This is a genomic window from Halomonas shengliensis (genome assembly GCF_900104135.1).
GTDB classification, from domain to species: domain Bacteria; phylum Pseudomonadota; class Gammaproteobacteria; order Pseudomonadales; family Halomonadaceae; genus Halomonas; species Halomonas shengliensis.
In genome coordinates, this window is sequence record NZ_FNIV01000002.1 from 390,641 (window position 1) to 416,294 (window position 25,654).

21 protein-coding genes are annotated in these 25,654 nt (G+C 67.5%); 5 read left to right on the forward strand and 16 right to left on the reverse strand.

Annotated elements, in window-relative coordinates; all coding sequences use genetic code 11:
• Positions 1 to 2: 2 nt before the first annotated feature.
• The 3 genes from BLP95_RS04390 to BLP95_RS04400 all read right to left on the reverse strand — a co-directional run bounded on the left by BLP95_RS04390 (position 3) and on the right by BLP95_RS04400 (position 4,254).
• Positions 3 to 1,253 (reverse strand): sarcosine oxidase subunit beta family protein, encoded by a 1,251-nt coding sequence (locus tag BLP95_RS04390; RefSeq protein WP_089677204.1) that lies wholly within the window; start codon positions 1,251 to 1,253, stop codon positions 3 to 5.
• Positions 1,254 to 1,303: 50 nt separating this feature from the next.
• Positions 1,304 to 2,605 (reverse strand): serine hydroxymethyltransferase, encoded by a 1,302-nt coding sequence (gene glyA / locus BLP95_RS04395; protein ID WP_089677205.1) that lies wholly within the window; start codon positions 2,603 to 2,605, stop codon positions 1,304 to 1,306.
• A gap of 194 nt (positions 2,606 to 2,799) precedes the next feature.
• The gene (locus BLP95_RS04400) at positions 2,800 to 4,254 is read right to left on the reverse strand and encodes a sodium:solute symporter family protein (RefSeq protein ID WP_089677336.1); all 1,455 of its coding nucleotides are present in this window, start codon (positions 4,252 to 4,254) and stop codon (positions 2,800 to 2,802) included.
• Between the two features lie 268 nt (positions 4,255 to 4,522).
• On the opposite strand from BLP95_RS04400, the gene BLP95_RS04405 reads away from it, so the two are divergent.
• Complete coding sequence (locus tag BLP95_RS04405; RefSeq protein WP_089677206.1) at positions 4,523 to 5,386, forward strand: LysR family transcriptional regulator; 864 nt, start codon at positions 4,523 to 4,525, stop codon at positions 5,384 to 5,386.
• A gap of 127 nt (positions 5,387 to 5,513) precedes the next feature.
• Here BLP95_RS04405 and BLP95_RS04410 read toward each other — a convergent pair whose 3' ends face one another.
• From BLP95_RS04410 to BLP95_RS04420, 3 genes are all read right to left on the reverse strand, one after another.
• Positions 5,514 to 7,202: a BCCT family transporter gene (locus BLP95_RS04410; protein ID WP_089677207.1), complete on the reverse strand. Its 1,689-nt coding sequence runs from the start codon at positions 7,200 to 7,202 to the stop codon at positions 5,514 to 5,516.
• 83 nt (positions 7,203 to 7,285) lie between these two features.
• Positions 7,286 to 8,044, reverse strand: coding sequence for a creatininase (locus BLP95_RS04415; RefSeq protein ID WP_245678678.1), 759 nt, complete (start codon positions 8,042 to 8,044; stop codon positions 7,286 to 7,288).
• A gap of 68 nt (positions 8,045 to 8,112) precedes the next feature.
• Positions 8,113 to 9,321 (reverse strand): M24 family metallopeptidase, encoded by a 1,209-nt coding sequence (locus tag BLP95_RS04420; RefSeq protein WP_089677208.1) that lies wholly within the window; start codon positions 9,319 to 9,321, stop codon positions 8,113 to 8,115.
• 349 nt (positions 9,322 to 9,670) lie between these two features.
• Between BLP95_RS04420 and BLP95_RS04425 the strand changes: the two genes are divergently transcribed.
• From BLP95_RS04425 to BLP95_RS04440, 4 genes are read left to right on the forward strand one after another with little or no spacing between them, the layout of a single operon-like run.
• Positions 9,671 to 10,603, forward strand: a complete 933-nt coding sequence (locus BLP95_RS04425) for a beta-keto acid cleavage family enzyme (RefSeq protein ID WP_089677209.1) — start codon at positions 9,671 to 9,673, stop codon at positions 10,601 to 10,603.
• Positions 10,600 to 11,556, forward strand: a complete 957-nt coding sequence (locus tag BLP95_RS04430) for an L-carnitine dehydrogenase (RefSeq protein WP_089677210.1) — start codon at positions 10,600 to 10,602, stop codon at positions 11,554 to 11,556. The genes BLP95_RS04425 and BLP95_RS04430 overlap by 4 nt, the downstream gene beginning before the upstream one ends.
• On the forward strand, positions 11,556 to 12,020 hold the full coding sequence (locus BLP95_RS04435; RefSeq protein ID WP_089677211.1) for a thioesterase family protein: 465 nt from the start codon (positions 11,556 to 11,558) through the stop codon (positions 12,018 to 12,020). Before BLP95_RS04430 ends, BLP95_RS04435 begins: the two co-directional genes overlap by 1 nt.
• Before the next feature lie 2 nt (positions 12,021 to 12,022).
• On the forward strand, positions 12,023 to 12,856 hold the full coding sequence (locus BLP95_RS04440) for an alpha/beta hydrolase (RefSeq protein ID WP_089677212.1): 834 nt from the start codon (positions 12,023 to 12,025) through the stop codon (positions 12,854 to 12,856).
• On the opposite strand, the gene BLP95_RS04445 is transcribed toward BLP95_RS04440, so the two are convergent.
• The 10 genes from BLP95_RS04445 to BLP95_RS04490 all read right to left on the reverse strand — a co-directional run bounded on the left by BLP95_RS04445 (position 12,847) and on the right by BLP95_RS04490 (position 25,454).
• Entirely contained in the window at positions 12,847 to 13,779 is a 933-nt protein-coding gene (locus BLP95_RS04445) for an ABC transporter substrate-binding protein (RefSeq protein WP_089677213.1), read from the reverse strand. The genes BLP95_RS04440 and BLP95_RS04445 overlap by 10 nt on opposite strands.
• Before the next feature lie 196 nt (positions 13,780 to 13,975).
• Entirely contained in the window at positions 13,976 to 14,938 is a 963-nt protein-coding gene (locus BLP95_RS04450) for a GlxA family transcriptional regulator (RefSeq protein WP_089677214.1), read from the reverse strand.
• Positions 14,939 to 15,002: 64 nt separating this feature from the next.
• Positions 15,003 to 15,746, reverse strand: coding sequence for a Crp/Fnr family transcriptional regulator (locus BLP95_RS04455; protein ID WP_089677215.1), 744 nt, complete (start codon positions 15,744 to 15,746; stop codon positions 15,003 to 15,005).
• Positions 15,706 to 16,956 carry a molybdopterin molybdotransferase MoeA gene (locus tag BLP95_RS04460; protein WP_089677216.1) on the reverse strand — a complete coding sequence of 417 codons (1,251 nt, stop codon included), beginning with the start codon at positions 16,954 to 16,956 and terminating at the stop codon, positions 15,706 to 15,708. The genes BLP95_RS04455 and BLP95_RS04460 overlap by 41 nt, the downstream gene beginning before the upstream one ends.
• Complete coding sequence (moaB, locus tag BLP95_RS04465; RefSeq protein ID WP_089677217.1) at positions 16,953 to 17,546, reverse strand: molybdenum cofactor biosynthesis protein B; 594 nt, start codon at positions 17,544 to 17,546, stop codon at positions 16,953 to 16,955. Before moaB ends, BLP95_RS04460 begins: the two co-directional genes overlap by 4 nt.
• A gap of 113 nt (positions 17,547 to 17,659) precedes the next feature.
• A complete protein-coding gene (locus tag BLP95_RS04470) occupies positions 17,660 to 18,478 on the reverse strand; it encodes a peptidylprolyl isomerase (protein ID WP_089677218.1) in 819 nt (272 codons plus the stop codon).
• Positions 18,479 to 18,656: 178 nt separating this feature from the next.
• Entirely contained in the window at positions 18,657 to 19,340 is a 684-nt protein-coding gene (narI, locus tag BLP95_RS04475) for a respiratory nitrate reductase subunit gamma (RefSeq protein ID WP_023007072.1), read from the reverse strand.
• Positions 19,341 to 19,352: 12 nt separating this feature from the next.
• On the reverse strand, positions 19,353 to 20,135 hold the full coding sequence (narJ, locus tag BLP95_RS04480) for a nitrate reductase molybdenum cofactor assembly chaperone (protein ID WP_089677219.1): 783 nt from the start codon (positions 20,133 to 20,135) through the stop codon (positions 19,353 to 19,355).
• Entirely contained in the window at positions 20,128 to 21,690 is a 1,563-nt protein-coding gene (gene narH / locus BLP95_RS04485; protein ID WP_089677220.1) for a nitrate reductase subunit beta, read from the reverse strand. The genes narJ and narH overlap by 8 nt, the downstream gene beginning before the upstream one ends.
• On the reverse strand, positions 21,687 to 25,454 hold the full coding sequence (locus tag BLP95_RS04490) for a nitrate reductase subunit alpha (RefSeq protein ID WP_089677221.1): 3,768 nt from the start codon (positions 25,452 to 25,454) through the stop codon (positions 21,687 to 21,689). Before BLP95_RS04490 ends, narH begins: the two co-directional genes overlap by 4 nt.
• Between the last annotated feature and the right edge of the window lie 200 nt (positions 25,455 to 25,654).

Sequence of the window (25,654 nt, forward strand, 5' to 3'; positions counted from 1 at the left end):
CCTTAGTGGGCGACGCCGGCCGCGCCGTGCTCGTCGACCAGAGCCCCGGTGTGGAAACGGTCGATGGAGAACGGGGCCGCGAGGGGATGGGCCTGGTTCTTGGCCAGGGTCCAGGCGAAGACGTTCCCGGAGCCCGGGGTGGCCTTGAAGCCGCCGGTACCCCAGCCGCAGTTGAAGAAGAGTCCCTTCACCGGCGTGGCGGAGAGGATCGGACAGGCGTCCGGGCAGGTGTCGACGATGCCGCCCCACTGCCGGTTCATGCGCACCCGCGAGAAGATCGGGAACATCTCGACGATGGCCTGCAGGGTGTGCTCCACGGTGGGGTAACTGCCGCGCTGGCCGTAGCCGTTGTAGCCGTCGATGCCGGCGCCGATCACCAGGTCACCCTTGTCGGTCTGGCTGATGTAGCCGTGCACGTGGTTCGACATCACCACGGTATCCAGCACCGGTTTGAGCGGCTCGGAGACCAGCGCCTGCAGCGGATGGGACTCCAGCGGCAGCTTGAAGCCGGCCATCTTCGCCAGCACCCCGGAGTTGCCCGCCGCCACGCAGCCCACGGTCTTGGCCTCGATGTCGCCGCGGTTGGTGTGCACTCCGTAGACGCGGCCGTCGCGGATCTTGAAGCCGGTGACCTCGGTGTTCTGCAGGATATCCACGCCCAGGGCATCGGCGGCGCGGGCGAAGCCCCAGGCCACGGCGTCGTGGCGTGCCACGCCGGCCCGCGGCTGCCAGGAGGCGCCGAGGATCGGGTAGCGGGCGTTCTTCGAGCAGTCCATGACCGGCACGATCTCCTGGATCTCCTCGGGGGTGAGCACCACGCTGTCGATGCCGTTCAGGCGGTTGGCGTTGACCCGACGCTGGACGTCGCGCATGTCCTGCAGGGTGTGGGCCAGGTTCATCACGCCGCGCTGGGAGAACATCACGTTGTAGTTGAGGTCCTGGGAGAGCCCCTCCCACAGCTTCATCGAGTGCTCGTAGAGCGCCGCGGCCTCGTCCCACAGGTAGTTGGAGCGCACGATCGTCGTATTACGCGCGGTGTTGCCGCCGCCCAGCCAGCCCTTCTCCACCACGGCGACGTTCTTCACGCCGTGCTCCTTGGCCAGGTAGTAGGCGGTGGCCAGGCCGTGGCCGCCGCCACCGACGATGATCACGTCGTACTGCTTCTTCGGCGTGGGATTGCGCCACTGGCGCTCCCAGTTCTCGTGGTGGCTCAGCGCATGCTTGGCCAGCCCGAAGCCTGAATAGCGTTGCATCTTCTTCCTCCTCGGCCGGCCCCGCGCGGCGGGGCCGATCCTTTGCGGGTTCAGGCGGTAGCGGCTTCGCGTACCGCGGCCGGAGTGGCGTCGCCATAGACCGGATGGCGCTCGCAGAGGGCGGTGACCTTCTCGCGCACCTCGTCCTCCACGGCATCGGTGTTGCCCTGCTCGGCCAGCACATCGAGGATGTCGCAGATCCAGCCCGCCAGCTCGGCGCATTCGCCCTCGTCGAAGCCGCGGGTGGTGACCGCCGGGGTGCCGATGCGTAGCCCGGAGGTGACGAAGGGGCTCTGCGGGTCGTTGGGCACGGCGTTCTTGTTGACGGTGATATGGGCACGGCCGAGTGCTGCATCGGCATCCTTGCCGGTGACCCCCTGCTTGATCAGCGAGACAAGGAAGAGGTGGTCGTCGGTGCCACCGGAGACGACGTCATAGCCGCGCTCCAGGAAGACCCCTGCCATGGCGCGAGCGTTGTCGATGACGCGCCGCTGGTACTGCACGAACTCCTGGCTCATGGCCTCCTTGAAGGCCACCGCCTTGGCGGCGATGACGTGCATCAGCGGGCCGCCCTGCTGGCCCGGGAAGACCGCGCCGTTGAGCTTCTTGTAGAGGTCGGCGTCGCCGGCGGCGGAGAGGATCAAGCCGCCACGCGGTCCACGCAGGGTCTTGTGGGTGGTGGTGGTCACCACGTGGGCGTGAGGCAGCGGGCTCGGGTAGTGCCCGGCGGCTACCAGGCCAGCCACGTGGGCCATGTCAACCATCAGCCAGGCGCCTACCTCATCGGCGATGGTACGAAAGCGGCGCCAGTCGACGACGCGGGCATAGGCGGAGAAGCCGGCGATGATCAGCTTGGGCTTGTGGCTCCTGGCCAGGCGCTCGACCTCGGCGTAGTCGATCTCGCCGGTCTCCGGATTCAGGCCGTACTGCACGGCGTGGTAGTGCTTGCCGGAGAAGTTCGGCGCCGCGCCGTGGGTCAGGTGGCCGCCGTGGGCCAGGCTCATGCCCAGCACGGTGTCGCCCGGCTTGACCAGCGCCATGAAGGCCGCGGCGTTGGCCTGGGCGCCGGAGTGGGGCTGGACGTTGGCGTAGTCGGCGCCGAACAGGTCGCAGGCGCGGTCGATGGCCAGCTGCTCGACCACGTCGACGTGCTCGCAGCCGCCGTAGTAGCGCTTGCCCGGGTAGCCCTCGGCGTACTTGTTGGTGAGCTGGGTGCCCTGGGCCTCCATCACCGCACGGCTGGCGTAGTTCTCGGAGGCGATCAGCTCGACGTGGGCCTCCTGGCGGGCCACCTCGTCGGCGATGGCGGCGGCGATCTGGGCATCGTAGCGGGTGAGAGAGGCGTGGTTCATGGAGGACTCCTGTCTTTGTTGGTTGTCGATAAACACCCCATGCCTGCAATCTATTTTCGATGGCGGCCAAGGACCAATTAGAAGGGCAAATGCCGGGATTTGATGGGAGCCAGGGTGAGTTAAGGATGAGAAAGCCCCATAACGACCACGCCCGCAGTCTCCTGCGGGCGTGGTCCTGGTTGAGGTGGTCGTCATCAACGAGCCAGTCGTGGCTGGTAGGATCGCCGCCGGGTCATCAGCGACACCCCCACGTAGCAGGCCGACGACATAGCACAACCGGTCAAAGGCCCGATCAGCCAGCCCACATCGGCGAACAGCATCATGTAGCCGCTGGTAAAGAAGCCCACCAGCATCGCGGAAAGTGCGCCCCAGCCGCTGCCCTGCCAGAAGGTGGAGATGAACACCGGCCCGATCATGCTGGCCAGCAGGGTGCCGGAACCCAGGATGCCCAGCCAGGAGAGCATGAAGGGCGGGGCGTAGAGCATCATCAACAGGGCCACCACGCCCAGCACCACCACCGCCAGACGGTTGATCATCAGTGCGGTGCGCTCCCTGGCCACCGGGCCAAACAGCGACAGTCGCAGGTCATGGGAGGTCGCCGACGCCACCGTGTGCAGCAGCGAGTTGGCCGTGGACTTCATGGCGAAGATGATGAACAGCGTGATGACGCCCTGGATGGCCGGGTGCATGAACCGCTCCAGATAGACCGGCATCGCCATGTCGGGGTCGGCCAGGTCCGGCACCTGCATCCGCACGTAGAGGCCGACGATAGGAATCAGGCTCAGCAGTGCCCCGAGGATCGCCACATAGACGCCGACCTTGTGCAACTTGACGTCGGGCTTCATGGCCAGGAATCGGATCGCCATATAGGGGAGTACCGCGGCGAACAGGAAGGCGTAGGGCAGCACCAGGAAGACGGTGCCGATGGAGTCGCCGTAGTGGGCCCCTGTGCTCGGGTTGAGCAGTTCCGGGTCGATGGCGTTGAGAGAGGTCTCCCAGGTCCCCAGATCCACCGAGGTGAAGATCTGGATCATGATGATCACCGCGGCCAGGGCCATGCCGCAGACCATCACCGTGTCGGTCCAGGCCACCGCGGCCAGGCCACCCAGCATGGTATAGATGATGATCACCGACACCATCAGGAAGGCGCTCTGGTTGAGCTCGATGCCCAGCCAGCTGGCACCCAGCAGGCCCACCGCCTTGATCTGGCTGGTCAGGAAGACCAGCAGCAGCAGAATGGTGATGAATCCCGCAACCCCCTGCAGCACACGCCCCATGGCACCACCGCCATGGCTCTGGGCGATATACTCGGGGATGGTGTTGCTGCCCATCTCGACCGCCCGGCGCTGCAGGAAGCGCGCGAAGTAGAGCACGGCGATCATCATCGCCGGGGCGAAGAAGAAGTTGCCCAGCACCTCGATGGCACCGAACTGATAGGTCACCCCAGGGGAGCCCATGAAGCCCCAGCCGCTGAAGCCGGTGGCGACGATGGTACCGGCGGCCACAAAGGCGCCAAGGGAGCGCCCGGCCACTAGAAATCCTCCCTCGTCGTTCTTGTTCATGTATTTTGAGGAGAGGAAACCGAGGTAGATCAACAGGCCGAAGGTGAGGATCAAGAGCCCCCAGTTGAACATCCGATAGGCATCCATGATCATTTCCTCTCCCGGTGGCCCGTTGCCTTGCTCTTCAGCTCCCTGCGGAGATAGGCGGCACCAGAGTGAATTAGCATATAGCAAGTCAATATTAGAAAAGTGGTCAATACCCAGGAATCCATCCGCTTATCCTCTTGTTGTTGATTTGTCGTTATTGGAGTGAATCGCTGCTTCTATGGAGCAGCATTTCCAAGGTATTTTCCGATCCTCAGGGGCGCCAATTTGTATGGCTGATGCCCTGATCAAATAATGAAATGGCCCCACGATGACCAACATCCCTACCGATCTGCTGAGGACCTTCGTCACCATCAAGGACCTGGGTGGCTTCACCAGCGCCGGCGAGCTGCTGGGGCGCTCGCAGCCGGCCATCAGCCTGCAGGTCAAGAAGCTGGAGGAGATCCTCGGCACCAAGATCTTCCTCAGGGGCTCCAGCCTGGAGCTGACCGAGGATGGCGAGTACCTCTATCGGGCCGCCCGGCAGATGCTGGAGATCAATGACCAGATCATCGCCAAGGTGAGGGGCGACAATATTTCCGGGAAGGTGCGCCTGGGCATCCCCAACGACTTCGAGCTGGCCTTCCTGGCCAAGGCGTTGAGGAACCTGTCGCGGGTCTACCCCAACATCATCGTCGAGGTGGAGTGCGAGATCAGCAAGGTGATCCTCCAGCGCTACCAAAAGGGGCATTACGACATCGCCCTGGCCATGGAGCGTGCCAAGGAAAACGAGGAGAGGGACTCCCGGGACTACCGGCTCGAGAGCCTCGAGTGGGTCTTCAAGGAAGGCCACCAGACGAGCTGCGACGACGAGCCGATCCCGCTGATCGCCTACCCCCAGGGGTGCGTCTATCGCTCGATCATGGAGGAGGCACTGCAGGCCCAGCAGCACCCCTACCGCTTCATGTACACCAGCACCAGCCTGCTGGGCATCTTCTCCGCCGTGGAGGAGGGGCTCGGCATCACCGCCATGGCCAGCTCCGTGATCCCCGACCATCTCCGTCATGCCGTGAGCACGGCCACCTTGCCCGCCCTGGAGCGGGTCTGCATCGGCCTCTACTACAAGGAGCCCGAGCTCAACATCGCTTCGCGCCATGTGCTGGACTTCCTGAGGTCCGGAATCGCCAACCTGTAGCGGCGTCCCGCACGACGCAAGCGGGCCTGCCGGTCAGGGAGATGACCGGCAGGCCCGCTTACGTTGGGGGCTCGCGCTCGATGCACCAGTATCGAACGCGGCCCCTGGTGTTTGACGGCCTTGGCAGTCAGGTGCCCGACACGCTGGGCTTCAGGTTGTCGCCGTAGACCGTCTGGACCTCGCCCTCGCCGTCGACCTCGAGCTTCACGTTGGGGTCGGGGTCGTTGACCGCCTTCTCGAGCTCCCTGACCGCCCGGTCCCGGTTGAGGAGGCGGCGGATGGTGTTGACGATCATCAGCAGGATCACGATCGAGAAGGGGAAGGCGCCGATGATGGTGCCGGTCTGGACCGTGTCGACCACCCCGCTACCGCCGAGGGTCAGCAGCACCGTGGCCACCGCGCCGATGCTGAGCACCAGCACCACCCGAAACCAGGCACCGGCGCGCTTGGGCGCCGAGACGAAGTCCGCCAGGGCGTAGGTGCCGGCATCCAGGGAGGTCACGTAGTAGGTGGCCACCAGCACCGTCGCCACCACCAGCAGCAGGCTACCCACCATCGGGATGGATTCCAGCATGGCGAAGAGACCGCTGGCGACATCCGCGTTCACCGCATCGGTGATGCCGCGCCCGCTCTTGTCGTCGTAGTAGATCGCCGCGGAACCCAGCACGCCGATCCACAGCATGACGATTAGCGAGGGAATGACGGTAACGCCGATGACGAACTCGCGCAGGGTGCGGCCCCGGGAGATGCGGGCGATGAAGCCCGCCACGAAGGGCGAGAAGGCGATCACCCAGCACCAGATGAACACCGTCCACCAGCCGTTCCAGCTCTGCTGCCAGGAGACCAGCGGCTCGGCGGTGCTGGGCGCGTCCGTCCAGAAGCTCATCGGCACGAAGTTGGCGAAGTAGGAGCCGAACGTCTGGGTGATGTTGGAGATGATGAACAGCGTGGGGCCGAAGATGAAGGCGGCCACCACCAGCACCACGCTCAGTATGGAGTTGGTCTCGCTGATCAGGCGCATCCCCTTGCTGATGCCGAAGAAGGCCGAGATCGCCGCGGCGGTGCCGAGGCCCACGATAACGAACAGCCAGATGGTGGGTCCGGAGCTCACCCCGGTGAAGGACGTCAGGCCCGCGGTGAACTGCATGGCGGCGAAGGCGAAGGAGGTGGAGAGCCCCAGGATGGTGGCCATGATCGCCAGCAGCTCCACCACCACGCCGGCACCGCCCCGCGCCCAGCGCGGCAGTAGGTCCACCGTCGCCTCGCGGAAGGTCAGGGTCTTGCCCAGGTTGTGGTGGGAGTAGGCGAGACACACCGCGACCACGCAGTACATGGCCCAGGCGGTAAAGCCCCAGTGGAAATAGGCCCAGACGATGCCACCGCCCGCCACGTTGCCTTCCATCGCCTCGAAGACCGGGCTCTGGTCACGCAGCATGATCGGCTCGGCCACCGACCAGAAGATCAGGCCGATGCCCTGGCCGCAGGCGAATAGCATCGAGTACCAGGCGAAGTTGCTGTATTCGGCCTTCGCCTTGGGGCCGCCCAGCCGGACGCGGCTGCCCACCTTGCTGAACACCAACCAGCCGCAGACCGCCACGGCGAACAGCGAGTAGAGGATGAACAGCCAAGTGAAGCCGCCGGTGACGTAGGTGCGCAGGTCGAAGATGACCGAGGCGACGCCATCGGGATTGCGGAGCACCATCACGATCAGCGCGATGATGGCGATGGGCGGGGCAAACTGGATGACCAGTCGCCCGAAGGGAGGCAGGTCTCGCCCCGTGAATCGGGGGACCGCTACCGGTTCTTTTCTAGGCATCGTGACACCTCACTATTGTTGTACTTGGCATCATCCCTGACATCTCGGACCCCGAGGGCCTCTCGGGGCGTCTGGCCAGCGACTCAATTCAAGTGCGCTACGATTCCCGATATGCACTCTTCCAGGATCATCTCTCCCTTCTCGGCGGTGGCCTTCACGGGAGAGGAGAGGGTGCCGGAGGGCGCCACCCAGCTTGGATCGGGCGGGAAGACGTCGTAGGGCGGGAAGCTGGCGGGCTCGACGTCCACGGCCTTGGACATGTCGACGAGCTCGGGATGAATCTTCAGCATGATCGAGGTCTCCAGCACCCCGCCATGCTCCACGGCCCAGCCGGTGAAGCCGTCCGGGAACACCTTGGCGATGGTCTCCTCGCTGATGAAATCCCAGTAGGAGAGCAGGTAGATCCGGATCGAGATCCCCTCCGCCCGGCACTTGTTGACCAGCCTGTCGGCGGCCTCGCAGAGATGCATGGAGTTCTCGAAGTGGCCGTTGATCAGGATGAATTCACGGTTGCCGTGATTCACGTAGGCCTGCAGCACATCGAAGACGTAGTTCTCCAGCGAGGCCCCCGACACGCAGGTCGTTCCCGGGAAGAAGTTGCCGCCGCCGGACTTCACCTGTGACTTGTAGCCGTAGCTGATGGGTGGGGCGACCAGCATGTTGTCGCCGCGCGACGCCACCTGTTCACCGATATGGCTGGGAATCAGCACATCAGGATTGAGCGACATGTGCGGGCCATGCTGCTCGATGGCACCGACCGGCAGGATGATCCGGCAGCGCCCCTGCTCGGTAAGCGCCTGGTAGGTCATCCAGTCCAGGTTCTCTATCTTGACACTGTTCATCTCGTTGCTCCCGGCACGCTATCGTCAAGAAAGGGGGGAGCCAAGCTCCCCCCTTTATATTCAATGCTTTACTTGATGATATTGTGCTCCGGACCGTACGGGAAGCCGGTGATGTTCTCGGCCCCATGCTCGTTGACCACCAGGATGTCGTGCTCCCGGTAGCCGCCAGCGCCCGGCTGGCCTTCCGGCACCATGATCATCGGCTCCATGGAGACCACCATGTTGGGCTCGAGAACGGTCTCGATATCCTCGCGCAGCTCGAGGCCCGCCTCGCGGCCGTAGTAGTGGCTCAGGGTGCCGAAGGAGTGGCCGTAGCCGAAGGTGCGGTACTTGAGCAGGTCATGCTTGGCGAAGATCTCGTTGAGCTCGTGGGCGATGTCGCAGCAGCGCACGCCGGGCTTGATCAGCTCCTGGCCACGGCGGTGGACCTCGCAGTTAACCTCCCACAGCCGCAGGTGCTCCTCGGAGGCGTGGCCGAGGAACAGGGTACGCTCCAGGGCGGTGTAGTAGCCGGAGATCATCGGGAAGGTGTTGAGGCTCAGGATATCGCCGGGCTGCACGCGGCGGCTGGTCACCGGGTTGTGGGCACCGTCGGTGTTGATGCCGGACTGGAACCATACCCAGGTGTCCATCAGCTCGCTGTTGGGGTAGGTCTTGGCGATCTCGCGCACCATGGCGGCCTGACCGGCCAGCGACACCTCGTACTCCGGCACCCCGGCATGGATGGCATCGCGCACGGCCACGCCGCCCACGTCGGCGATGCGGGCGCCCTGGCGGATCAGCGCGATCTCCTCGTCGGACTTGCTCATGCGCATTTTCATGGTGGGCGCGCCGGCGTCGACCAGCTCCACGTCGCCCAGCACATCGACCAGCTTCTGCTTGTTCTGCAGCGTCATGTGGTCGAACTCGACCCCGACGCGCCGCTTGCCTTCGCACAGCTGCTTGACGGCCTTGAAGAAGTTGTCCTTCTGCCAGTCGGTGTAGACGATGTTGTCGCCCAGGCGGTTGCGGCGATAGGGCTGGCCGCCGTCGATGTTGGCGGTCACCGTGGTGAAGCGATCCTGAGTCACCACCAGGCCGTAGTCGCGGCCGAACTTGCAGTAGACGAAGTCACTGAAGTAATTGATGTTGTGGTAGGAGGTCAGCACCACCGCATCGACGTCGTTCTGCGCCATGTAGTCGCGCAGGCGCGCCAGGCGGCCCTGCATCTCGGCGTCGGAGAAGGTCGGCGTGACCTTGTCGCCATTGGGAATCTCGATCAGTGACGGCAGTTTCATGTTGTTGTCTCCTCTGGGTCCGTGGGATCGACTCACCAGCCGGGTGCCTGCGGCCCTCTCGGTGTCGGCCGCCGTTCCCCTTCGCGTGTCTGTCTTGTGTCGACTGCTGGTGATTCGACTATGGCCAGAGGCACCCTGCGCGACCAATGACTAGTGCAAATGCCGCCATTGGTGGTCGAAATAGCCAATATATACAATAAGTTGAAAGAATCTTTCCAAGGCAGTGAAGTTCCGGTAACGGTGCCCTGATGCCGCTTCTTGCACACAAGGCGTCGCTTTATGCCAGACACTCCCTGCGCTTCTTCCCCACACTGCTCCTGACATACGCCACCCGTCCTCAGGAGCCGACATGAACCACAACGTCATCCTAACCTGCGCCGTCACCGGCGCCGGCGATACCACCGCCAAGAGCCCCCACGTGCCGGTCACCCCCAAGCAGATCGCCGACGACTGCATCGCAGCCGCCAGGGCGGGCGCCAGCGTGGCGCATATCCACGTGCGCGACCCCGAGACCGGCACCATCAGCCACTCCGTCGAGCACTTCCGCGAGGTGATGCAGCGGGTGCGCGAGGCGGACGTCGACATCGTGATGAACATCACCGCCGGCGGCGGCGGCGACTGGATCCCCGACGCCGCGGATCCCACCCGCGGCGGCCCGGGCAGCGACATCCAGACACCGCGCCAGCGCCACGAGCCGGTAGGCGAGCTGCTCCCGGAGCTCTGCACCCTGGACTGCGGCAGCCTCAACTTCGGCGACATGGTCTACGTGAACCCCGCCGACTGGCTGCGCGAGCACGCCCGCCTGGTGCAGGCCGCCGGCGTCAAGCCGGAGCTCGAGTGCTTCGACCTGGGCCACGTCTGGTTCGCCCGCCAGCTGCAGCAGGAGGGGCTGATCGACGGCGACCCGCTCTACCAGCTCTGCCTGGGCATCCCCTGGGGTGCCGAGGCGGACACCGAGACCCTGCTGGCGATGCGCAACAGGCTGCCGCATGACGCCCACTGGGCGGCCTTCGGCATCGGTCGCCACCAGATGCCCATGGCGGCCCAGGCGGTGCTGCTGGGCGGCCACGCCCGGGTCGGCCTGGAGGACAACCTCTACCTGGAGAAGGGGGTACTGGCCACCAACGCCCAGCTGGTGGAGAAGGCCGCGAGCCTGTTCGAGAACCTCGGCGCCCGGGTCATGACCCCGGCCGAGACCCGCGCCCATCTGGCGCTGCGCGATCCGAACACCGGCCATGTTGTCGAGAAGGCGATCGAGACCACCGCAGGGGGTGCAGCATGAGCCAGCAGCTCTCCGTGATCGGCACCGGGGTGATCGGCAACGGCTGGATCGCCCGCGCCCTGGCCCGCGGCTGGGACGTGGTGGCCTTCGACCCCGACCCCGAGGCCCCGGCGCGCACCCGCGCCTTCGTCGCGGGCGCCTGGGCCTCCCTCGAGCGCCTGGGCCTGGCCGCGGGTGCCAGCCCGGAGCGGCTGACCTTCGTGGATAGCCTGGAGACGGCCGTGGCGGGTGCCGACCTGATTCAGGAGAACGTGCCGGAGCGCCTGCCGCTCAAGCAGGAGATCCTCGCCGCCATCGATGGCGTGGCGGAGGAGCAGGTGGTGATCGGCTCGTCGACATCCGGCTTCAAGCCCAGCGACCTGCAGCAGGATTGCCCCCGGGCGCCGGGGCGGGTGATCGTCGCCCACCCCTTCAACCCGGTCTACCTGCTGCCGCTGGTGGAGCTGGTCGGCGGCGCGACCACCGAGCCCGCGCAGATCGAGCGTGCCCGAGAGCTCTACCAGGCACTCGAGATGCGCCCGCTGGTGGTACGCCGGGAGATCGAGGGGCATATCGCCGACCGCCTGATGGAGGCGCTGTGGCGCGAGGCGCTGCACCTGGTCAACGACGGCGTGGCCACCACCGAGGAGGTCGACGCCGCCGTGGTCTACGGCTGCGGCCTGCGCTGGTCGCTGATGGGCACCTTCCTCACCTTCCACCTGGCCGGCGGCGAGCAGGGCATGCGCCATATGCTCGAGCAGTTCGGCCCGGCGCTGAAGCTGCCCTGGACGAAACTGGAAGCCCCCGAGCTCACCGACACCCTGATCGACCGGGTGGTCGAGGGCTGCGAGCACCAGGCCGCCGGCCGCCCGGTGGCCGAGCTCGACCGTCGCCGCGACGACTTCCTGGTGGAGCTGCTCGACCTGGTGCAGAAGTACTGGCCCGAGGCCGAGGGCCTGGAGGGACGCATCTGATGGTGATCCACAAGAGCCGCGTCGCCCCCGAGTGGGTCGACTACAACGGCCATATGAACGACGCCGAGTACGCCCGGGTCTTCTCTCTGGCACTCGAGGCGCTGATGGAGCGCATCGGGCTGGATGCCGCCGGTCGCGCGCGCCACGGCGTTACGATCTACACCCTGGAGACCCACCTCTGCTATCGCCGCGAGGCCCACGAGGGGCAGCCGCTGCGCGTCGCCCTGACCCTGCTGGATCGTGACGCCAAGCGGCTGCACGTCTTCCTCGAACTGCACGATGAGGAGGACAACCTGCTCGCCACCAGCGAGCAGATGCTGATGGGCATGGGCCAGGAGAGCGGCCGTCCGGCGCCCTTCCCCCCCGAGGTCGAGGCCGCCATCGCCACGCTGCCCCACGCCGCGCCGGAGGCCTGGCCGGCACTCGCCGGGCGCACCATCGGCATTCGACGGACAGGCAAGTAGCCATGGAGCTCGGCGACTTCATCGCCCGCTTCGAGGCCGGCCTGGCCAGCCTGGACGGCCTCGACTGGCCCGAGGCGCGTCGACGCTACGATGCGCTCTGCCACTCGTTCGCCCCGCCCGATCCCACCGGCATGCGGATCACCGATGGGCGGGTGAACGGGGTCGCGGTGCGCCGCTTCCTGCCGAGGGGTGCCCGCCCAGGCCGGGTGCTCTTCCTGCATGGAGGCGGCTTCACCATCGGCTCGGTGCGCAGCCATCACGGCGTGGCGGCGAGCCTCGCCGGGCACCTGGGGCGCGAGGTGGTCGGCGTCGACTACCGCCTGGCACCGGAGGCCGGCTATGCCGAGATGCTGACCGAGTGTCTCGCCGTGGCCGCGGGTATCGACCCGCTCGCCGTGGTGGGCGACAGCGCCGGCGGGCACCTGGCACTCGACCTGGCCGCCGAACTGTCCACACCTCCGATGCTGGGGCTGATCTATCCCCCTGTGGATGGAATCGATGCCGCGACCCTGGGGCCCTCCGCCCCGCTGCTCTCCCGGGACGAGGTGCTGGGCATCGCCGAGCACTGCCCCGGGGCACTCCCTGCCGGGGTGAGGGCAGGCATGCCTGCCGAGCGGCTGGAGGTGCTGGCGGTGGCCCAGGACCCGCTCACCCCGCCGCTGGAGGCGGCGGTGGGGCGCTGGCGCCAGGCCGGGGCCAGCGTCGGCTATCGCTGCGCGCCTGGCATGGTGCACGGTGCCCTGCACGCCCAGGCATGGATCTCCGAGATGCGCCACGCCTGGCAGGATTTCTGCCAGGCGTTGAAGGGGCGCCTCGAGGGGAAGGATTACCGATAGGCGGCGCGCACCGCCTCGATGGCCGACGTGCCGTCGCGCGCCTCGACACCCTCGAGCCAGCCGGCCACGGTATCCAGATTCTCGCCGATCCACTCGCCGGCCACCTCGTCCGCCGGGCGCTCCTCGTAGCTGTAGGCGTGGACCCAGGCGTTCTGGTCCTCGATCTCCACCACGTACTGCGACAGGAAGCGGTGCAGCTGCGGGTCCTCGTCGGCCAGGCTGGCCGGCACCACCGTCCACACCGTGCTCTCGATCTCGGCGATGCCGGCGTCCTCGGCATCCTCCAGGTAGGCCAGATCGAAGCTGACGTTCATCCAGTGCGGCTCCCAGCCGACGAAGGTGACCCACTCGCCGTCGGCCATCTTGCGCTCGGCCTGGGCCAGCATGGCCGCCGTGGAGCTCTCGCGCAGGTCCCAGTCGCCTAACCCCGCCAGGTCCGCATCGATGGCCTCGAGGATGGCGGTATTGATGCCGGTGCCCGCCTCGATGCCCTGGATCTCGCCGTCGAACCGCTCGCGATGGGCGTCGAGGTCCGCCACCGAGGTCACGCCGGCATCGAAGACATACCGCGGCACCACCAGGCCGGAGTTGGCGCCGCGGATATTGGAGACCAGCTTCTCGACCTGGCCCGCCTCGACCAGCGGCTCGACCATGTCGACCTGCACCGGGTACCAGCCTCCCAGATAGACCTCCAGGTCGTCGCGGGTCAGCCCCTCGAGGATGACGCTCACCGCCAGGTCGTTCTGGCGCGTCTCGTAGCCCATCGCCTCCATCAGCTGGGCCGCCACCTCCGACTTCACCGTCACGCCGGGCCAGGGCGGCACGCCGAAGCGCACCTCGTCGAGCTCGGCCATCGCCGGCCCTGCCAGCAGCAGCGGCATCAGGGCGGTGGAACGGATCAGGGTTCGGGGAAGTACACGCATCGGGCAGTCCTTCTGCAGGGAATGGACTTCCAGTCTGCCCGACAGCGGGCGAGCGGCTCGACGAGGAGCGACCTTTACCTGCCTTCAGGCGACAATCCCGTTCCCCGCCTGGGCGACGACAGACGTGATAGCCCGGCGCCACCGGCGGTCGAGGAACCGGGTATGGCTGGCCTGCAGGTAGAGGCAGGAGCCACCGCTACTGCCGCCGCGCCTCCCGCGGCGGGTGGCCGTAACGCTCGCGGAAGGCGCGGGAGAAGCTGGTGCCGGAGGCGAAGCCGCAGGCCAGGCCGATGGCGAGCACCTCCATGTCGGTCTCGGTAAGCAGGTGGTGGGCACGCTCCAGGCGCAGGCCGAGGTACCAGCGGCGCGGGGTGGTGGCGAGGTGCCGCTCGAAGAGGCGCTGCAGCTGGCGGGGCGAGACCCCGCAGCGCGCGGCGATCTCGGCCAGCGGCAGCGGCGTCTCCAGGTGGCGCTCCATCAGCGCCACCGCCTGCACCAGGCGGCGGTTGTGGGTGCCCAGGCGGCGGGCCAGAGTCATGCGCTGCTGGTCGCTGCGGCTGCGCAGGCGCTCATGGATCAGCTGCTCGGAGACGTCCACTGCCAGCCGAGTACCGTGGCGGCGAGCGATCACCTCCAGCGCCATGTCCATGGCAGCGGCCCCGCCGGCGCAGGAGAAGCGCCGCGGGCCGAGCTCGAACAGCTCGTCGCTGGTGGGAATCGCGGGGAAACGCTCGTGAAAGGCGGGCAGGCTCTCCCAGTGCAGGGTGACCCGTTCCCCCTCCAGCAGGCCGGCGGCGGCGAGCAGGAAGCAGCCGGTGTCGAGCCCGCCCAGGGTACAGCCGGCCTGGTCCAGGCGGTGCAGCCAGGCCATCAGCGGCCGGGTGAGCAGCGCCTCGGGAGCGAAGCCGCTGCACACCGCCAGGGAGGGCAGCTGGTGCACCTGGTCGATGCCAGCGTCGGCGAGCAGGGTCATGCCGTTGCTGGCGGTGACGGGCTCGCCGTCGACGCTGATCAGGCGCCATTCGAAGAGCGGCCTGCCGCTGATGCGGTTGGCGATGCGCAGCGGCTCTACCGCGGCGAAGAAGGCCATCATCGAGAACTGCGGCAGCAGCAGGAAGCCCACCACCTCGGGCAGCGGCCCCGTGTAGTCCAGTCGCACGCCGTCCGCTCTCCTCGCTCAGTCGTCGATCAGCTCGTCGATGCTCCCCGCGGCGCGACCCGCCTCAGTCGTCGGCCATCATCAGGTCGCGCAGCTTCTGCTCGTCGAGCACGGTGAGCCGTTGGCGGTCGATGTTGATGGCGCCGGTATCGCGCAGCTTGGCCAGCAGCCGCGAGAGGGTCTCCGGGGTCATCGCCAGCTGGGCGGCCAGCCAGCGCTTGGGAATGGTGAGGCGCACCACCCGGGGCTCCTTGCCGCGCCCGGCGGGCAGCTGGCGCAGGATGTAGCTGACCAGTCGCGACATGGCATCCCCCTGGGTGAGCAGGGCGAGGTCCTCGAGACGGTCGGTGAGCTCTAGGGCCAGGCGGCTCATGAACTCGGCGCGGCACTCGGGATGGCGGTCCATGGCGTCGCGGCAGCGCTCGGCGGGGATCGACAGCACATGGGTGCGGCGCAGCGCCTCGGAGGAGTAGAGGTAGATGCCCTCCCGGGAGACCATACTCAGCTCGCCCAGGGTGCCGCCGCGCTCCACGCAGCGGATGGTGGCCAGGCGGCCGTCACCGGCGCTGCGCACCAGGCGCACCGCGCCGCTGATGACGATATGCAGCCAGCGCGCCGGGGTATCCTGGCGGAACAGCCACTCGCGGCTGGCCAGGGTGCGCGGCTCGCAGTCCTCCAGCAGCGCCTCGACCTCGTCGTCGGAGAGCGCGCCCAGCCAAGGCACCCCGCGCACCAGCTCGCGCAGCTGGCGGGGCTTGAACAGCAGGTCAGCGGCCGAACTGGGCGGCTGGGCAGTATCCATAGGCATGGCCTTCCTCCACATCGGTATCGGCGTCCACCAGCAGGTAGCCATGGGCCTGGCTGGCGGCGCTCAGCATGTGCGATCCCTGGCCGCCGGCCAGCCGTGCCACCGGCTCGCCCGTGGCCCAGTCGATCACCACCCGCAGCAGCTCGCGGCGCCCGCGTGGCCCGCGCCGGGAGAAGCCGGCGGTGACCGAAAAGCGCTGCAGTGCCGAAGGCGCCATGCCCTGGCGCCCCTGCAGCAACGGCAGGGCCAGGAACTGCCAGCCCACCAGCGAGGCCACCGGGTTGCCCGGCAGGGCGATCAGCGGGATGCCGGTGGCGAGCGACGCGCCCAGGTAGCCCAGCGCGAAGGGCTTGCCGGGCTTGATGCCCACGCCATGGAAGGCGATGCCGCCCAGCCGCTCGATGGCGGGACGCACGTGATCCTCCTCGCCCACCGACACGCCGCCGCTACAGACTACCAGATCGGCCTCGTCGCGGGCCCGGGTCAGGGCCTGATGCAGGTCAAGGGGGTCGTCGAGAACCACCCCCAGGTCGAGCACCTCGACGCCCGGCTGGCCCATCAGCGCCTTGAGCATCGCGCGGTTGCTGTCGAAGACCTGCCCGGGGACCCGGCTCGCGCCCGGCTCGATCAGCTCGTCGCCGGTGGAGAACAGCGCCACCCGGACCCGGCGGTGCACCGTCACCTCGGCGATGCCGTGGCTGGCCAGCAGGGCGATGGCGGCGGCCTCGAGGCGCGTGCCGGCGGGCAGCAGCGGCGCGCCGGCACGGCTCTCCTCGCCCCGGCGGCGGATATTGGCGCCCCCCGCCGGTTTCCCCTCGACATGCACCCGCCCCGCGGCGTCGAGGCGCACCTTCTCCTGGGGCACCACGGCATCGGCGCCCAGCGGCACCGGGGCGCCGGTGAAGATGCGCGCACAGCCGCCTTCCGGCAGGTGCAGCACGCCGGCCCCGGCGGGGATGCGCTGCACCACCGGCAGCCCCTCGGGGCCGAGCTCGGCGACGCGCAGGGCGTAGCCGTCCATGGCGCTGTTGTCGACGCCGGGCAGGTCCAGGGCGGCCTCGGCCGCCTCCGCCAGCACCCGCCCCTCGGCGTCGCCCAGCGCCACCCGCTCGCGCCCTTGCACCGGCCGGCAGGAGGCGATTATGCGCTCGCGCGCCGCGAACAGGTCGAGCAGGCCGGGGGTGACGACCTCCGCACAGCCGCAGTTCATGCGTCGACCTCCTCGACGATCAGCGCCTCGCTCGGCGTGGTCTTGGGCTGGCGGCTGGCGCAGCTCGCGCCCTGGGGCAGGACCATGGCCACGAAGTTGCAGGGGCGGGTGCGGGCGTCGAGCTGCTCGGCCAGGATGCCGTCCCAGGCGGTGGCACAGGCCTTGGGCGAGCCGGGCATGGCGAACACCAGGGTGCGGTCGATTACCCCGGCCACCGCACGGGACTGCACGGTGGAGGTGCCGATGCTCTGGTAGGAGAGCTGGCGGAACAGCTCGCCATAGCCGTCGACGGCCTTGTCGAACAGCGGGGTCAACGCCTCCGGGGTGGTGTCGCGCAAGGTGAAGCCGGTGCCGCCGTTGACCAGCACCACCTGGATGTCATCACGGATCACCCATTTCGAGACCACCGCGCGGATGCGGTAGATGTCGTCGGGGACGATGCGCCGCTCCACCAGGGCGTGGCCGGCATCGGTGAGGCGCGCGGAGAGCAGGTCGCCGCTGCCGTCCTCGTCGAAGCCGCGGGTGTCGGAGACGGTGAGCACGGCGATGCCCAGGGGCTGGAAGGGCGTGTTGGCGGAAACATGGGACATGGGGGCCTCCTTTTGGGCCATGGTGCGGCAGCGCGAGCGGGAGGGGGGTGACGCGCATCAAGAAAGCGCAAGATCCCACCGCCGGGCGAGGCGGCAGGATCTCGGGGAAGGGCTTACTGCATCAGGGCGCTGCTGCCCTCGTCATCGAGGGACACTCCCTCGACGCCGATCTCGGCCTGCAGCGCCAGCAGGTAGTGGCGCAGGGAGCGGCGGGTCGACTGCTCGCGCAGGCTGTGGCGGACGTGCTCGGCGACCTGCTCATAGGGAAGCTCGCGCCCCTCCTGGCGGGCGTCGATGCTGACCATATGCCAGCCGTAGCGCGAGGCGAGCGGGCGGTCGTGTAGCCCCTCGGGGAGGTGCTGCAGGGCGCCGTCGAGCTCGGCCACGGTCTGCCCCGGGGCCAGCCAGCCGAGCTCGCCACCCTCCTCCCTGGAGGGACAGGCGGAGTGGCGCTGGGCGAACTCGGTGAAGCGCTCGGGGTGTTCCCCCAGCTGCTTGATGAGCTTCTCGCCCAGGCGGTAACCGGCGTCCCGGGCCTCGGCGTCGTCCGGCGCCGCGGCCAGCAGGATATGGCGCACTTTGAGGCGCGTCGGCTCGCTGAAGCGCTCGGCATGGGCGGCGTGGAAGCGCCGGCAGTCCTCCTCGGAGGGCTCGGGCACGTCCAGCTCCTGCTCCAGCAGGGTAGCGATGGCGGCGTCATCCTCGTCGAGGTCGGCGCCCTCTTCCGCCAGGCCAAGGGCCGCGGCGCGCTGGCGCAGCAGCTCGCGCACCACCAGGGCACGGGCGGCCTTGAGCTGGGCGCTGCCGGCGCTGTCCGCCGGGTGGTACTGCATCTCCTGGGCGATGTCGGCCTCGGGGATCGTGGCCTCGCCGACCCGGATGGGAGGGGGGCTCGCGCCCCCCGGGATCATCTCGATATCGATCTTCTGCATGACTCTGTCCTTGGAACTCTTCTCAATCGCCGGCGGGCGGCGAGGGGCTTCTCCGGCGGCAGGGCTGCGAGGAGGCGCTGTGAACCCTTCCCTGGGCGCTACCGACGCCATCCCTGGCGTAGGACCTCCTCTTCGCCCTGCCCCCGGCGCCCCTGCCGAGCGGATCAGGTGGCTGGGTTCAGCCCCGCTTGCGGACGACCTGGTAGCGCCGCGTGATGTAGCCGAAGGGCACGCTCCACACGTGGACCAGGCGCGAGAAGGGGAACAGCAGGATGATGGTCAGACCGACGAAGATATGGATCTTGTAGATCCAGGAGACCTCCGCCATGTAGTCCGCCGCCCCGCCGCTGAAGAACACGATGGACTGCGCCCAGCTGGAGAGCGTCAGCATCATCTCGCCGTCCAGGTGGCCCAGGGAGAAGATAACGGTGACCAGGCCCAGCGCCGCCTGGAAGACGATCAACCCGAGGATCACGGTGTCCATCAGGCTGGAGGAGGCGCGTACCCGCGGGTTGGTGATGCGGCGATGCAGCAGCATGGCGCCACCGATCACGCACAGGACGCCGGCGATGCCGCCCACCACGATCGCCAGCAGCTGCTTGGTGCCGGCATGCAGGAAGGGCGCGTAGACCCAGTGCGGCGTGAGCATGCCGAATAGGTGGCCGAAGAAGATCACCAGGATGCCGATATGGAAGAGGTTACTGGCCAGGCGCATGTTCTTCGAGGAGAGCATCTGGCTCGAGCCGGTCTTCCAGGTGTACTGGCCGTGGTCGTAGCGCAGCAGGCTGCCGACCAGGAACACCGTGCCGGCAAGATACGGGTAGTAGCCGTAGATCAGGTGTTGCAGGTATTCGCTAAACATGACGGGTCTCCTTTAGCGATCGGTCACGGTGCGGTCGGTCGGGCCGCTGCCGGGCATGATCTTGACGGGGTCGCTGGGCACGGCCTGCTTGCGCTCGGCCAGCCGCCGCCCCTCGGCGGACTGCAGGGCGCAGTCCTGGTCGGACTCGGCGGTGAAGCGCACCGCCTCCTCTTCCCACACCTCGTCCAGGGCCTCGGCGGTGTAGTCGGGCGCCTCCTCCTTCGCCGTCTGGCGATGGGGGGCGACGTCCGCCTCGGCGCCGATCAGCGCCAGCAGCGCCAGCGGCACCAGGGCGTGGTCCGCCTCGCGCTCCTCGAGGCGCGCGGTGAGCAGCGCCAGGATGTGGCGGATCTCGCCCAGCCAGCGGCCGATGTCGGCCTCGTCGCGGGTGGAGAGGTACTCCAGGAACAGCGGCAGGTAGTCCGGCAGCTCGTGGGCATCCAGCTCGAAGCCCGCGGCGCGATACTCGGCCATCAGGTCGACCATCGCCTGGCCGCGGTCGCGGGACTCCCCGTGGACATGCTCGAAGAGCAGCAGCGAGGTGTTGCGGCCGCGGTCGAAGAGCGCCACGTACTCCGCCTGCAGGTCCATGATGTCGGCCTCCAGGATGCGCTGGCACCACTCCATCAGGGCGCCGCGCACCGCCGCCGAGAGGCGGCGCTCCGCGTCGAGGATCTCGATCATCTCCGGGGCGGCGGCCTGGAGCGCCTCGGTCGGGTAGTCCAGCAGCCGGGCCAGCACGCGCAGGCTGCGCATGCCGACGAGCGGTTCCAGCTGTTGTGCGGCATCAGCCATGACGAGCCTCCTCGCTCTGAGCGTGCGGGTCGAAGGTCTCCACCGGCTTGACCAGGGTAGTGGTGGTCTTGCGACCGCCGAACAGGCTCTGGCTGCTGTCGCCGTGGCAGCCGTCGCCGAAGCTGAAGCCGCAGCCGCCGCGCTCGGGGAAGGCCTCGGTGGCCATCTCGCGGTGGCTGGTGGGGATCACGAAGCGATCCTCGTAGTTGGCGATGGCGAGATAGCGGTACATGTCCTCCACCTGCTGCTCGGTGAGCTCCACGCCCTCCAGCACCGAGGCGTCGGCCTGGCCTTCCACATGCTTGCCGCGCATGTAGAGGCGCATCGCCATCAGGCGCTTGAGCGCCAGCACCACGGGCGCCTCCTCACCGGCGGTGAGCATGTTGGCCAGGTACTTCACCGGGATGCGCAGCGACTCGATCTTGGGCATCACGCCGTCGAACTCGACCTTGCCGGCCTCGGCGGCGGACTGGATCGGCGACAGCGGCGGCACGTACCAGACCATCGGCAGGGTGCGGTACTCGGGGTGCAGCGGCAGCGCCAGCCCCCAGTCCATGGCCAGCTTGTAGACCGGGCTCTCCTGGGCGGCCTTGAGCACGTTGTCGGTGATGCCGTCCTTCCTCGCCTGGGCGATCACTTCCGGATCGTGGGGATCCAGGAAGATCTCGCGCTGGCGGTGGTAGAGGTCGCGCACGTCCGGGGAGCTGGCCACCTCCTCGATGCGGTCGGCGTCGTACAGCAGCACGCCGAGATAGCGGATGCGGCCCACGCAGGTCTCGGAGCAGACGGTGGGCTGGCCGGCCTCGATGCGCGGATAGCAGAAGATGCACTTCTCGGACTTACCGGTCTTCCAGTTGTAGTAGATCTTCTTGTAGGGGCAGCCGGAGATGCACATCCGCCAGCCGCGGCACTTGTCCTGGTCGATCAGGACGATGCCGTCCTCCTCGCGCTTGTAGATGGCGCCGGAGGGGCAGCTCGCCACGCAGGTCGGGTTGAGGCAGTGCTCGCACAGCCGCGGCAGGTACATCATGAAGGTGTTCTCGAACTGGCCGTAGATATCGGCCTGCACCTTCTCGAAGTTCATGTCCTTGCGGCGCTTGGCGAACTCGGTGCCGAGGATCTCTTCCCAGTTCGGGCCCCACTCGATCTTTTTCATGCGCTCGCCGGAGATCAGAGAACGCGGCCGCGCGGTGGGCTGGTGCTCGCCCTGCTTGGCGCTGTGCAGGTGCTCGTAGTCGAAGGTGAACGGCTCGTAGTAGTCGTCGATCTCCGGCAGGTCGGGGTTGGCGAAGATGTTCGCCAGCACTCGCCACTTGCCGCCGATGCGCGGCTCGATCTTGCCATCCTTGCGACGCATCCAGCCGCCCTTCCACTTGGACTGGTTCTCCCACTCCTTGGGATAGCCGATGCCGGGCTTGGTCTCGACGTTGTTGAACCAGGCGTACTCGACGCCCTCGCGGCTGGTCCAGACGTTCTTGCAGGTCACCGAGCAGGTGTGGCAGCCGATGCACTTGTCGAGGTTGAGGACCATGCCTACCTGGGAACGAATCTTCATTTCACGGCCTCCTGCTCGTAGTCGTTGCCTTCGCCATCCAGCCAGTCGATCTTCTTCATCTTGCGCACGATGACGAACTCATCGCGGTTGGAGCCGACGGTGCCGTAGTAGTTGAAGCTGTAGGAGAGCTGCGCGTAGCCGCCGATCATGTGGGTCGGCTTGGGGCAGACGCGCGTCACCGAGTTGTGGATGCCGCCGCGGGTCCCGGTCATCTCGGAGCCCGGCATGTTCAGGATGCGCTCCTGGGCGTGGTACATCATCGCCATGCCGTTCTTGACCCGCTGGCTGACCACCGCCCGCGCCGCGATGGCGCCGTTGGCGTTGTAGAGCTCGATCCAGTCGTTGTCCTCGACGCCGATGGACTTGGCGTCATCCTCGGACATCCACACGATCGGGCCGCCACGAGACAGGGTCTGCATCAGCAGGTTGTCCGAGTAGGTGGAGTGGATGCCCCACTTCTGGTGCGGGGTGATCCAGTTCAGGGCGATCTCCGGGTTGCCGTTGCCCTTCGGCTCGGCCACGCTCACCGCCGCCTTGGTGTCGATGGGCGGACGGTAGACCAGCAGGCTCTCGCCGAAGGCGCGCATCCAGGGGTGGTCCTGGTAGAACTGCTGGCGGCCGCTGACGGTGCGCCACGGGATCAGCTCATGCACGTTGGTGTAGCCGGCGTTGTAGGAGACATGCTCGTCCTCGAGGCCGGACCAGGTGGGGCTGGAGATGATCTTGCGCGGCTGGGCGACGATGTCGCGGAAGCGGATCTTCTCCTCCTCCTTGGGGTGCGCCAGGTGGGTATGGTCGCGCCCGGTGATCTTGGAGAGCGCGCCCCACGCCTTCACCGCCACCTGGCCGTTGGTCTCCGGCGCCAGGGTCAGGATCATCTCGGCGGCGTCGATGGCGCTGTCGAGCTGCGGGCGGCCCTTGTGCGGTCCCTCGGTCTTGCGATGGTTCAGGTCGCCCAGCAGCTTGACCTCCTTCTCGGTCTTCCAGGCGATGCCCTTGCCGCCGTTGCCGATCTCCTCCAGCAGCGGGCCGATGGAGGTGAAGCGCTCATAGGTCTCGGGATAGTTGCGCTTGACCTCGATCAGCGCCGGCATGGTCTTGCCGGGGATCGGGTCGCACTCGCCCTTCTTCCAGTCCTTGACCTCGGGCTGGGCCAGCTCGGCCGGGGAGTCGTGCTGGTGCGGCAGGGTGACCAGGTCGGTCTCCTCGCCCAGGTGCCCCTCGGTAGCCTCGGAGAAGGCCTTGGCGATGCCCTTGAAGATCTCCCAGTCGCTGCGCGACTCCCACGCCGGGTCGGTGGCCGCGGTGAGCGGGTGGATGAAGGGGTGCATGTCGGAGGTATTGAGGTCGTCCTTCTCGTACCAGGTCGCCGTGGGCAGCACGACGTCCGAGTAGAGGCAGGTGGTGGACATGCGGAAGTCCAGGGTCACCAGCAGGTCGAGCTTGCCCTCGGGCGCCTCGTCATGCCATTTCACCTCTTCCGGCTTCTGGCCACCGAACTCGCCCAGGTCCTTGCCCTGGATGCCGTGGCGGGTGCCCAGCAGGTACTTGAGCATGTACTCGTGGCCCTTGCCCGAGCTGCCCAGCAGGTTGGAGCGCCAGATGAAGAGGTTGCGCGGGAAGTTCTGGGGGTTGTCCGGATCCTCCGCGGCGAAGGCGAGCTTGCCCTCCTTGAGCTGCTGCACGGCGTAGTCCTTGGTGGACATGCCGGCGGCCTCGGCGGCGGCGGCCAGGCGCAGCGGGTTGGTGCCGAGCTGCGGCGCGGAGGGCAGCCAGCCCATGCGCTCGGAGCGCACGTTGAAGTCGATCAGGCTGCCGGAGTAGTCCTCGGCCTTGGCCAGCGGCGACAGGATCTCCTTGACCTCGAGCTTCTCGTAGCGCCACTGGGAGGAGTGGTTGTAGAAGAAGGAGGTGGAGTTCATGTGGCGCGGCGGACGGTGCCAGTCGAGGCCGAAGGCCAGCGGGGTCCAGCCGGTCTGCGGGCGCAGCTTCTCCTGGCCCACGTAGTGGGACCAGCCACCGCCGCTCTGGCCGATGCAGCCGCACATGACCAGCATGTTGATCAGGCCGCGGTAGTTCATGTCCATGTGGTACCAGTGGTTCATCCCGGCACCGACGATGATCATGGAGCGACCCTGGGTCTTGTCGGCGTTCTGGGCGAACTCACGGGCGATGCGGGTGGCCTGCTCGGCGGGCACGCCGGTGATCTTCTCCTGCCAGGCCGGGGTGTAGGGCTTGACCTGGTCATAGGAGGTGGCACCGTCGTCTTCTCCGAAGCCGCGGTCGATGCCGTAGTTGGCACACATCAGGTCGAACACGGTGACCGCCAGCACGTCACTGCCGTCGGCCTTCTTCATGCGCTTGGCGGGCAGGCTGTGGAACAGCAGCTCGTCGCTGGCGCCGCCGCTCTTGACGTGCTCGAAGTGCTCGTGGGCGATGCCGCCGAAGTAGGGGAAGGCGACCTTGGCCACCTCGTCATGCGTGTCGGCCAGGGTCAGCAGCGGCTTGATCTCGGCGCCGTCGGCGTCCAGCGGCTCGAGGTTCCACTTGCCTTCTTCTCCACTCTCTTGACCCCAACGGAAACCGATGGAGCCCCGCGGCACGACGAGACGGTCGGAGGTCTCGTCCCAGGCCACGGTCTTCCACTCGGGGTTGTTGTCCTGGCCCATGTTGCCGTCGAAGTCGCTGGCGCGCAGCTGGCGGCCGGGCGCGTAGCTGCCGTCCTCGCGGGCCTCCAGCTCGACCAGGAAGGGCATGTCGGAGTAGCGCCGCACGTAGTCGGTGAAGTAGGCGCTGGAGTTCTCGAGGTGGAACTCCTTGAGGATGACGTGGCCCATGGCCATGGCCAGGGCGGCGTCGGTGCCCTGCTTGGCGGAGAGCCACTCGTCGGTGAGCTTGGAGACCTCGGCATAGTCCGGGGTCACCGAGACGGTCTTGGTGCCCTTGTAGCGCACCTCGGTGAAGAAGTGGGCGTCCGGGGTGCGGGTCTGGGGCACGTTGGAGCCCCAGGCGATGATGTAGCCGGAGTTGTACCAGTCGGCGGACTCGGGCACGTCGGTCTGCTCGCCCCAGGTCATCGGCGAGGCCGGCGGCAGGTCGCAGTACCAGTCGTAGAAGCTCATGCAGACGCCGCCGATCAGCGACATGTAGCGGCTGCCCGCTGCGTAGCTGACCATGGACATGGCGGGGATCGGCGAGAAGCCGATGATGCGGTCCGGGCCGTACTGCTTGGCGGTGTAGACGTTGGAGGCACCGATCAGCTGGTTGACCTCGTTCCAGTCGGCGCGCACGAAGCCACCCATGCCGCGGGCGCGCTTGTACTGCTTGGCCTTGGCCGGGTCCTCGACGATGGAGGCCCAGGCCTCCACCGGATCCTTCTTCGCCTGGAGCGCCTCGCGCCACAGCTTGAGCAGCGGCTTGCGGATCATCGGGTGCTTGAGGCGGTTGGCGCTGTAGAGGTACCAGGAGTAGCTGGCGCCGCGCGGGCAGCCCCGCGGCTCGTGGTTGGGCAGGTCGGGCCGGGTGCGCGGGTAGTCGGTCTGCTGGGTCTCCCAGGTGACCAGGCCGTTCTTGACGTAGATCTTCCAGCTGCACGACCCGGTGCAGTTCACCCCATGGGTGGAACGCACGACCTTGTCATGCTGCCAGCGCTGCCGGTAGCCGTTCTCCCAGCCGCGGGACTCGTCGCGAAGCTCGCCGTGGTCGTTGGCGAAGGGCTCGCGGGCCTTGCGGAAGAAGTTCAGCCGATCGATGAAGTGACTCATGGTCGCTCTCCAGGCTCCTGAAAAGATGCGTGGCCTCGTCGGGCCACCCGGTCAGCCGTGGTCGAGAGCGCACTCGGCGCGGGACCAGGGCCGGTTCCTTGCCAGCAATTCTGGGCGATGGCGGCGGCGAATACTGCCTGGTTACCTCCATATACCCCTCGTCTACCCCCAAGGGGATAGGCGCCGCCATCGCCGGGGAG

What these genes read in the sequence shown, in the direction of transcription:
- BLP95_RS04415 (WP_245678678.1), bottom strand. Translation starts at nt 8,044, where the DNA reads ATGAACAGTGTCAAGATAGAGAACCTGGACTGGATGACCTACCAGGCG.
- BLP95_RS04470 (WP_089677218.1), bottom strand. Translation starts at nt 18,478, where the DNA reads ATGCAGAAGATCGATATCGAGATGATCCCGGGGGGCGCGAGCCCCCCT.
- glyA (WP_089677205.1), bottom strand. Translation starts at nt 2,605, where the DNA reads ATGAACCACGCCTCTCTCACCCGCTACGATGCCCAGATCGCCGCCGCC.
- narH (WP_089677220.1), bottom strand. Translation starts at nt 21,690, where the DNA reads ATGAAGATTCGTTCCCAGGTAGGCATGGTCCTCAACCTCGACAAGTGC.
- BLP95_RS04440 (WP_089677212.1), top strand. Translation starts at nt 12,023, where the DNA reads ATGGAGCTCGGCGACTTCATCGCCCGCTTCGAGGCCGGCCTGGCCAGC.
- BLP95_RS04410 (WP_089677207.1), bottom strand. Translation starts at nt 7,202, where the DNA reads ATGCCTAGAAAAGAACCGGTAGCGGTCCCCCGATTCACGGGGCGAGAC.
- BLP95_RS04400 (WP_089677336.1), bottom strand. Translation starts at nt 4,254, where the DNA reads ATGGATGCCTATCGGATGTTCAACTGGGGGCTCTTGATCCTCACCTTC.
- BLP95_RS04425 (WP_089677209.1), top strand. Translation starts at nt 9,671, where the DNA reads ATGAACCACAACGTCATCCTAACCTGCGCCGTCACCGGCGCCGGCGAT.
- narI (WP_023007072.1), bottom strand. Translation starts at nt 19,340, where the DNA reads ATGTTTAGCGAATACCTGCAACACCTGATCTACGGCTACTACCCGTAT.
- BLP95_RS04490 (WP_089677221.1), bottom strand. Translation starts at nt 25,454, where the DNA reads ATGAGTCACTTCATCGATCGGCTGAACTTCTTCCGCAAGGCCCGCGAG.
- BLP95_RS04390 (WP_089677204.1), bottom strand. Translation starts at nt 1,253, where the DNA reads ATGCAACGCTATTCAGGCTTCGGGCTGGCCAAGCATGCGCTGAGCCAC.
- BLP95_RS04405 (WP_089677206.1), top strand. Translation starts at nt 4,523, where the DNA reads ATGACCAACATCCCTACCGATCTGCTGAGGACCTTCGTCACCATCAAG.
- BLP95_RS04445 (WP_089677213.1), bottom strand. Translation starts at nt 13,779, where the DNA reads ATGCGTGTACTTCCCCGAACCCTGATCCGTTCCACCGCCCTGATGCCG.
- BLP95_RS04420 (WP_089677208.1), bottom strand. Translation starts at nt 9,321, where the DNA reads ATGAAACTGCCGTCACTGATCGAGATTCCCAATGGCGACAAGGTCACG.
- moaB (WP_089677217.1), bottom strand. Translation starts at nt 17,546, where the DNA reads ATGTCCCATGTTTCCGCCAACACGCCCTTCCAGCCCCTGGGCATCGCC.
- BLP95_RS04455 (WP_089677215.1), bottom strand. Translation starts at nt 15,746, where the DNA reads ATGCCTATGGATACTGCCCAGCCGCCCAGTTCGGCCGCTGACCTGCTG.
- narJ (WP_089677219.1), bottom strand. Translation starts at nt 20,135, where the DNA reads ATGGCTGATGCCGCACAACAGCTGGAACCGCTCGTCGGCATGCGCAGC.
- BLP95_RS04460 (WP_089677216.1), bottom strand. Translation starts at nt 16,956, where the DNA reads ATGAACTGCGGCTGTGCGGAGGTCGTCACCCCCGGCCTGCTCGACCTG.
- BLP95_RS04430 (WP_089677210.1), top strand. Translation starts at nt 10,600, where the DNA reads ATGAGCCAGCAGCTCTCCGTGATCGGCACCGGGGTGATCGGCAACGGC.
- BLP95_RS04435 (WP_089677211.1), top strand. Translation starts at nt 11,556, where the DNA reads ATGGTGATCCACAAGAGCCGCGTCGCCCCCGAGTGGGTCGACTACAAC.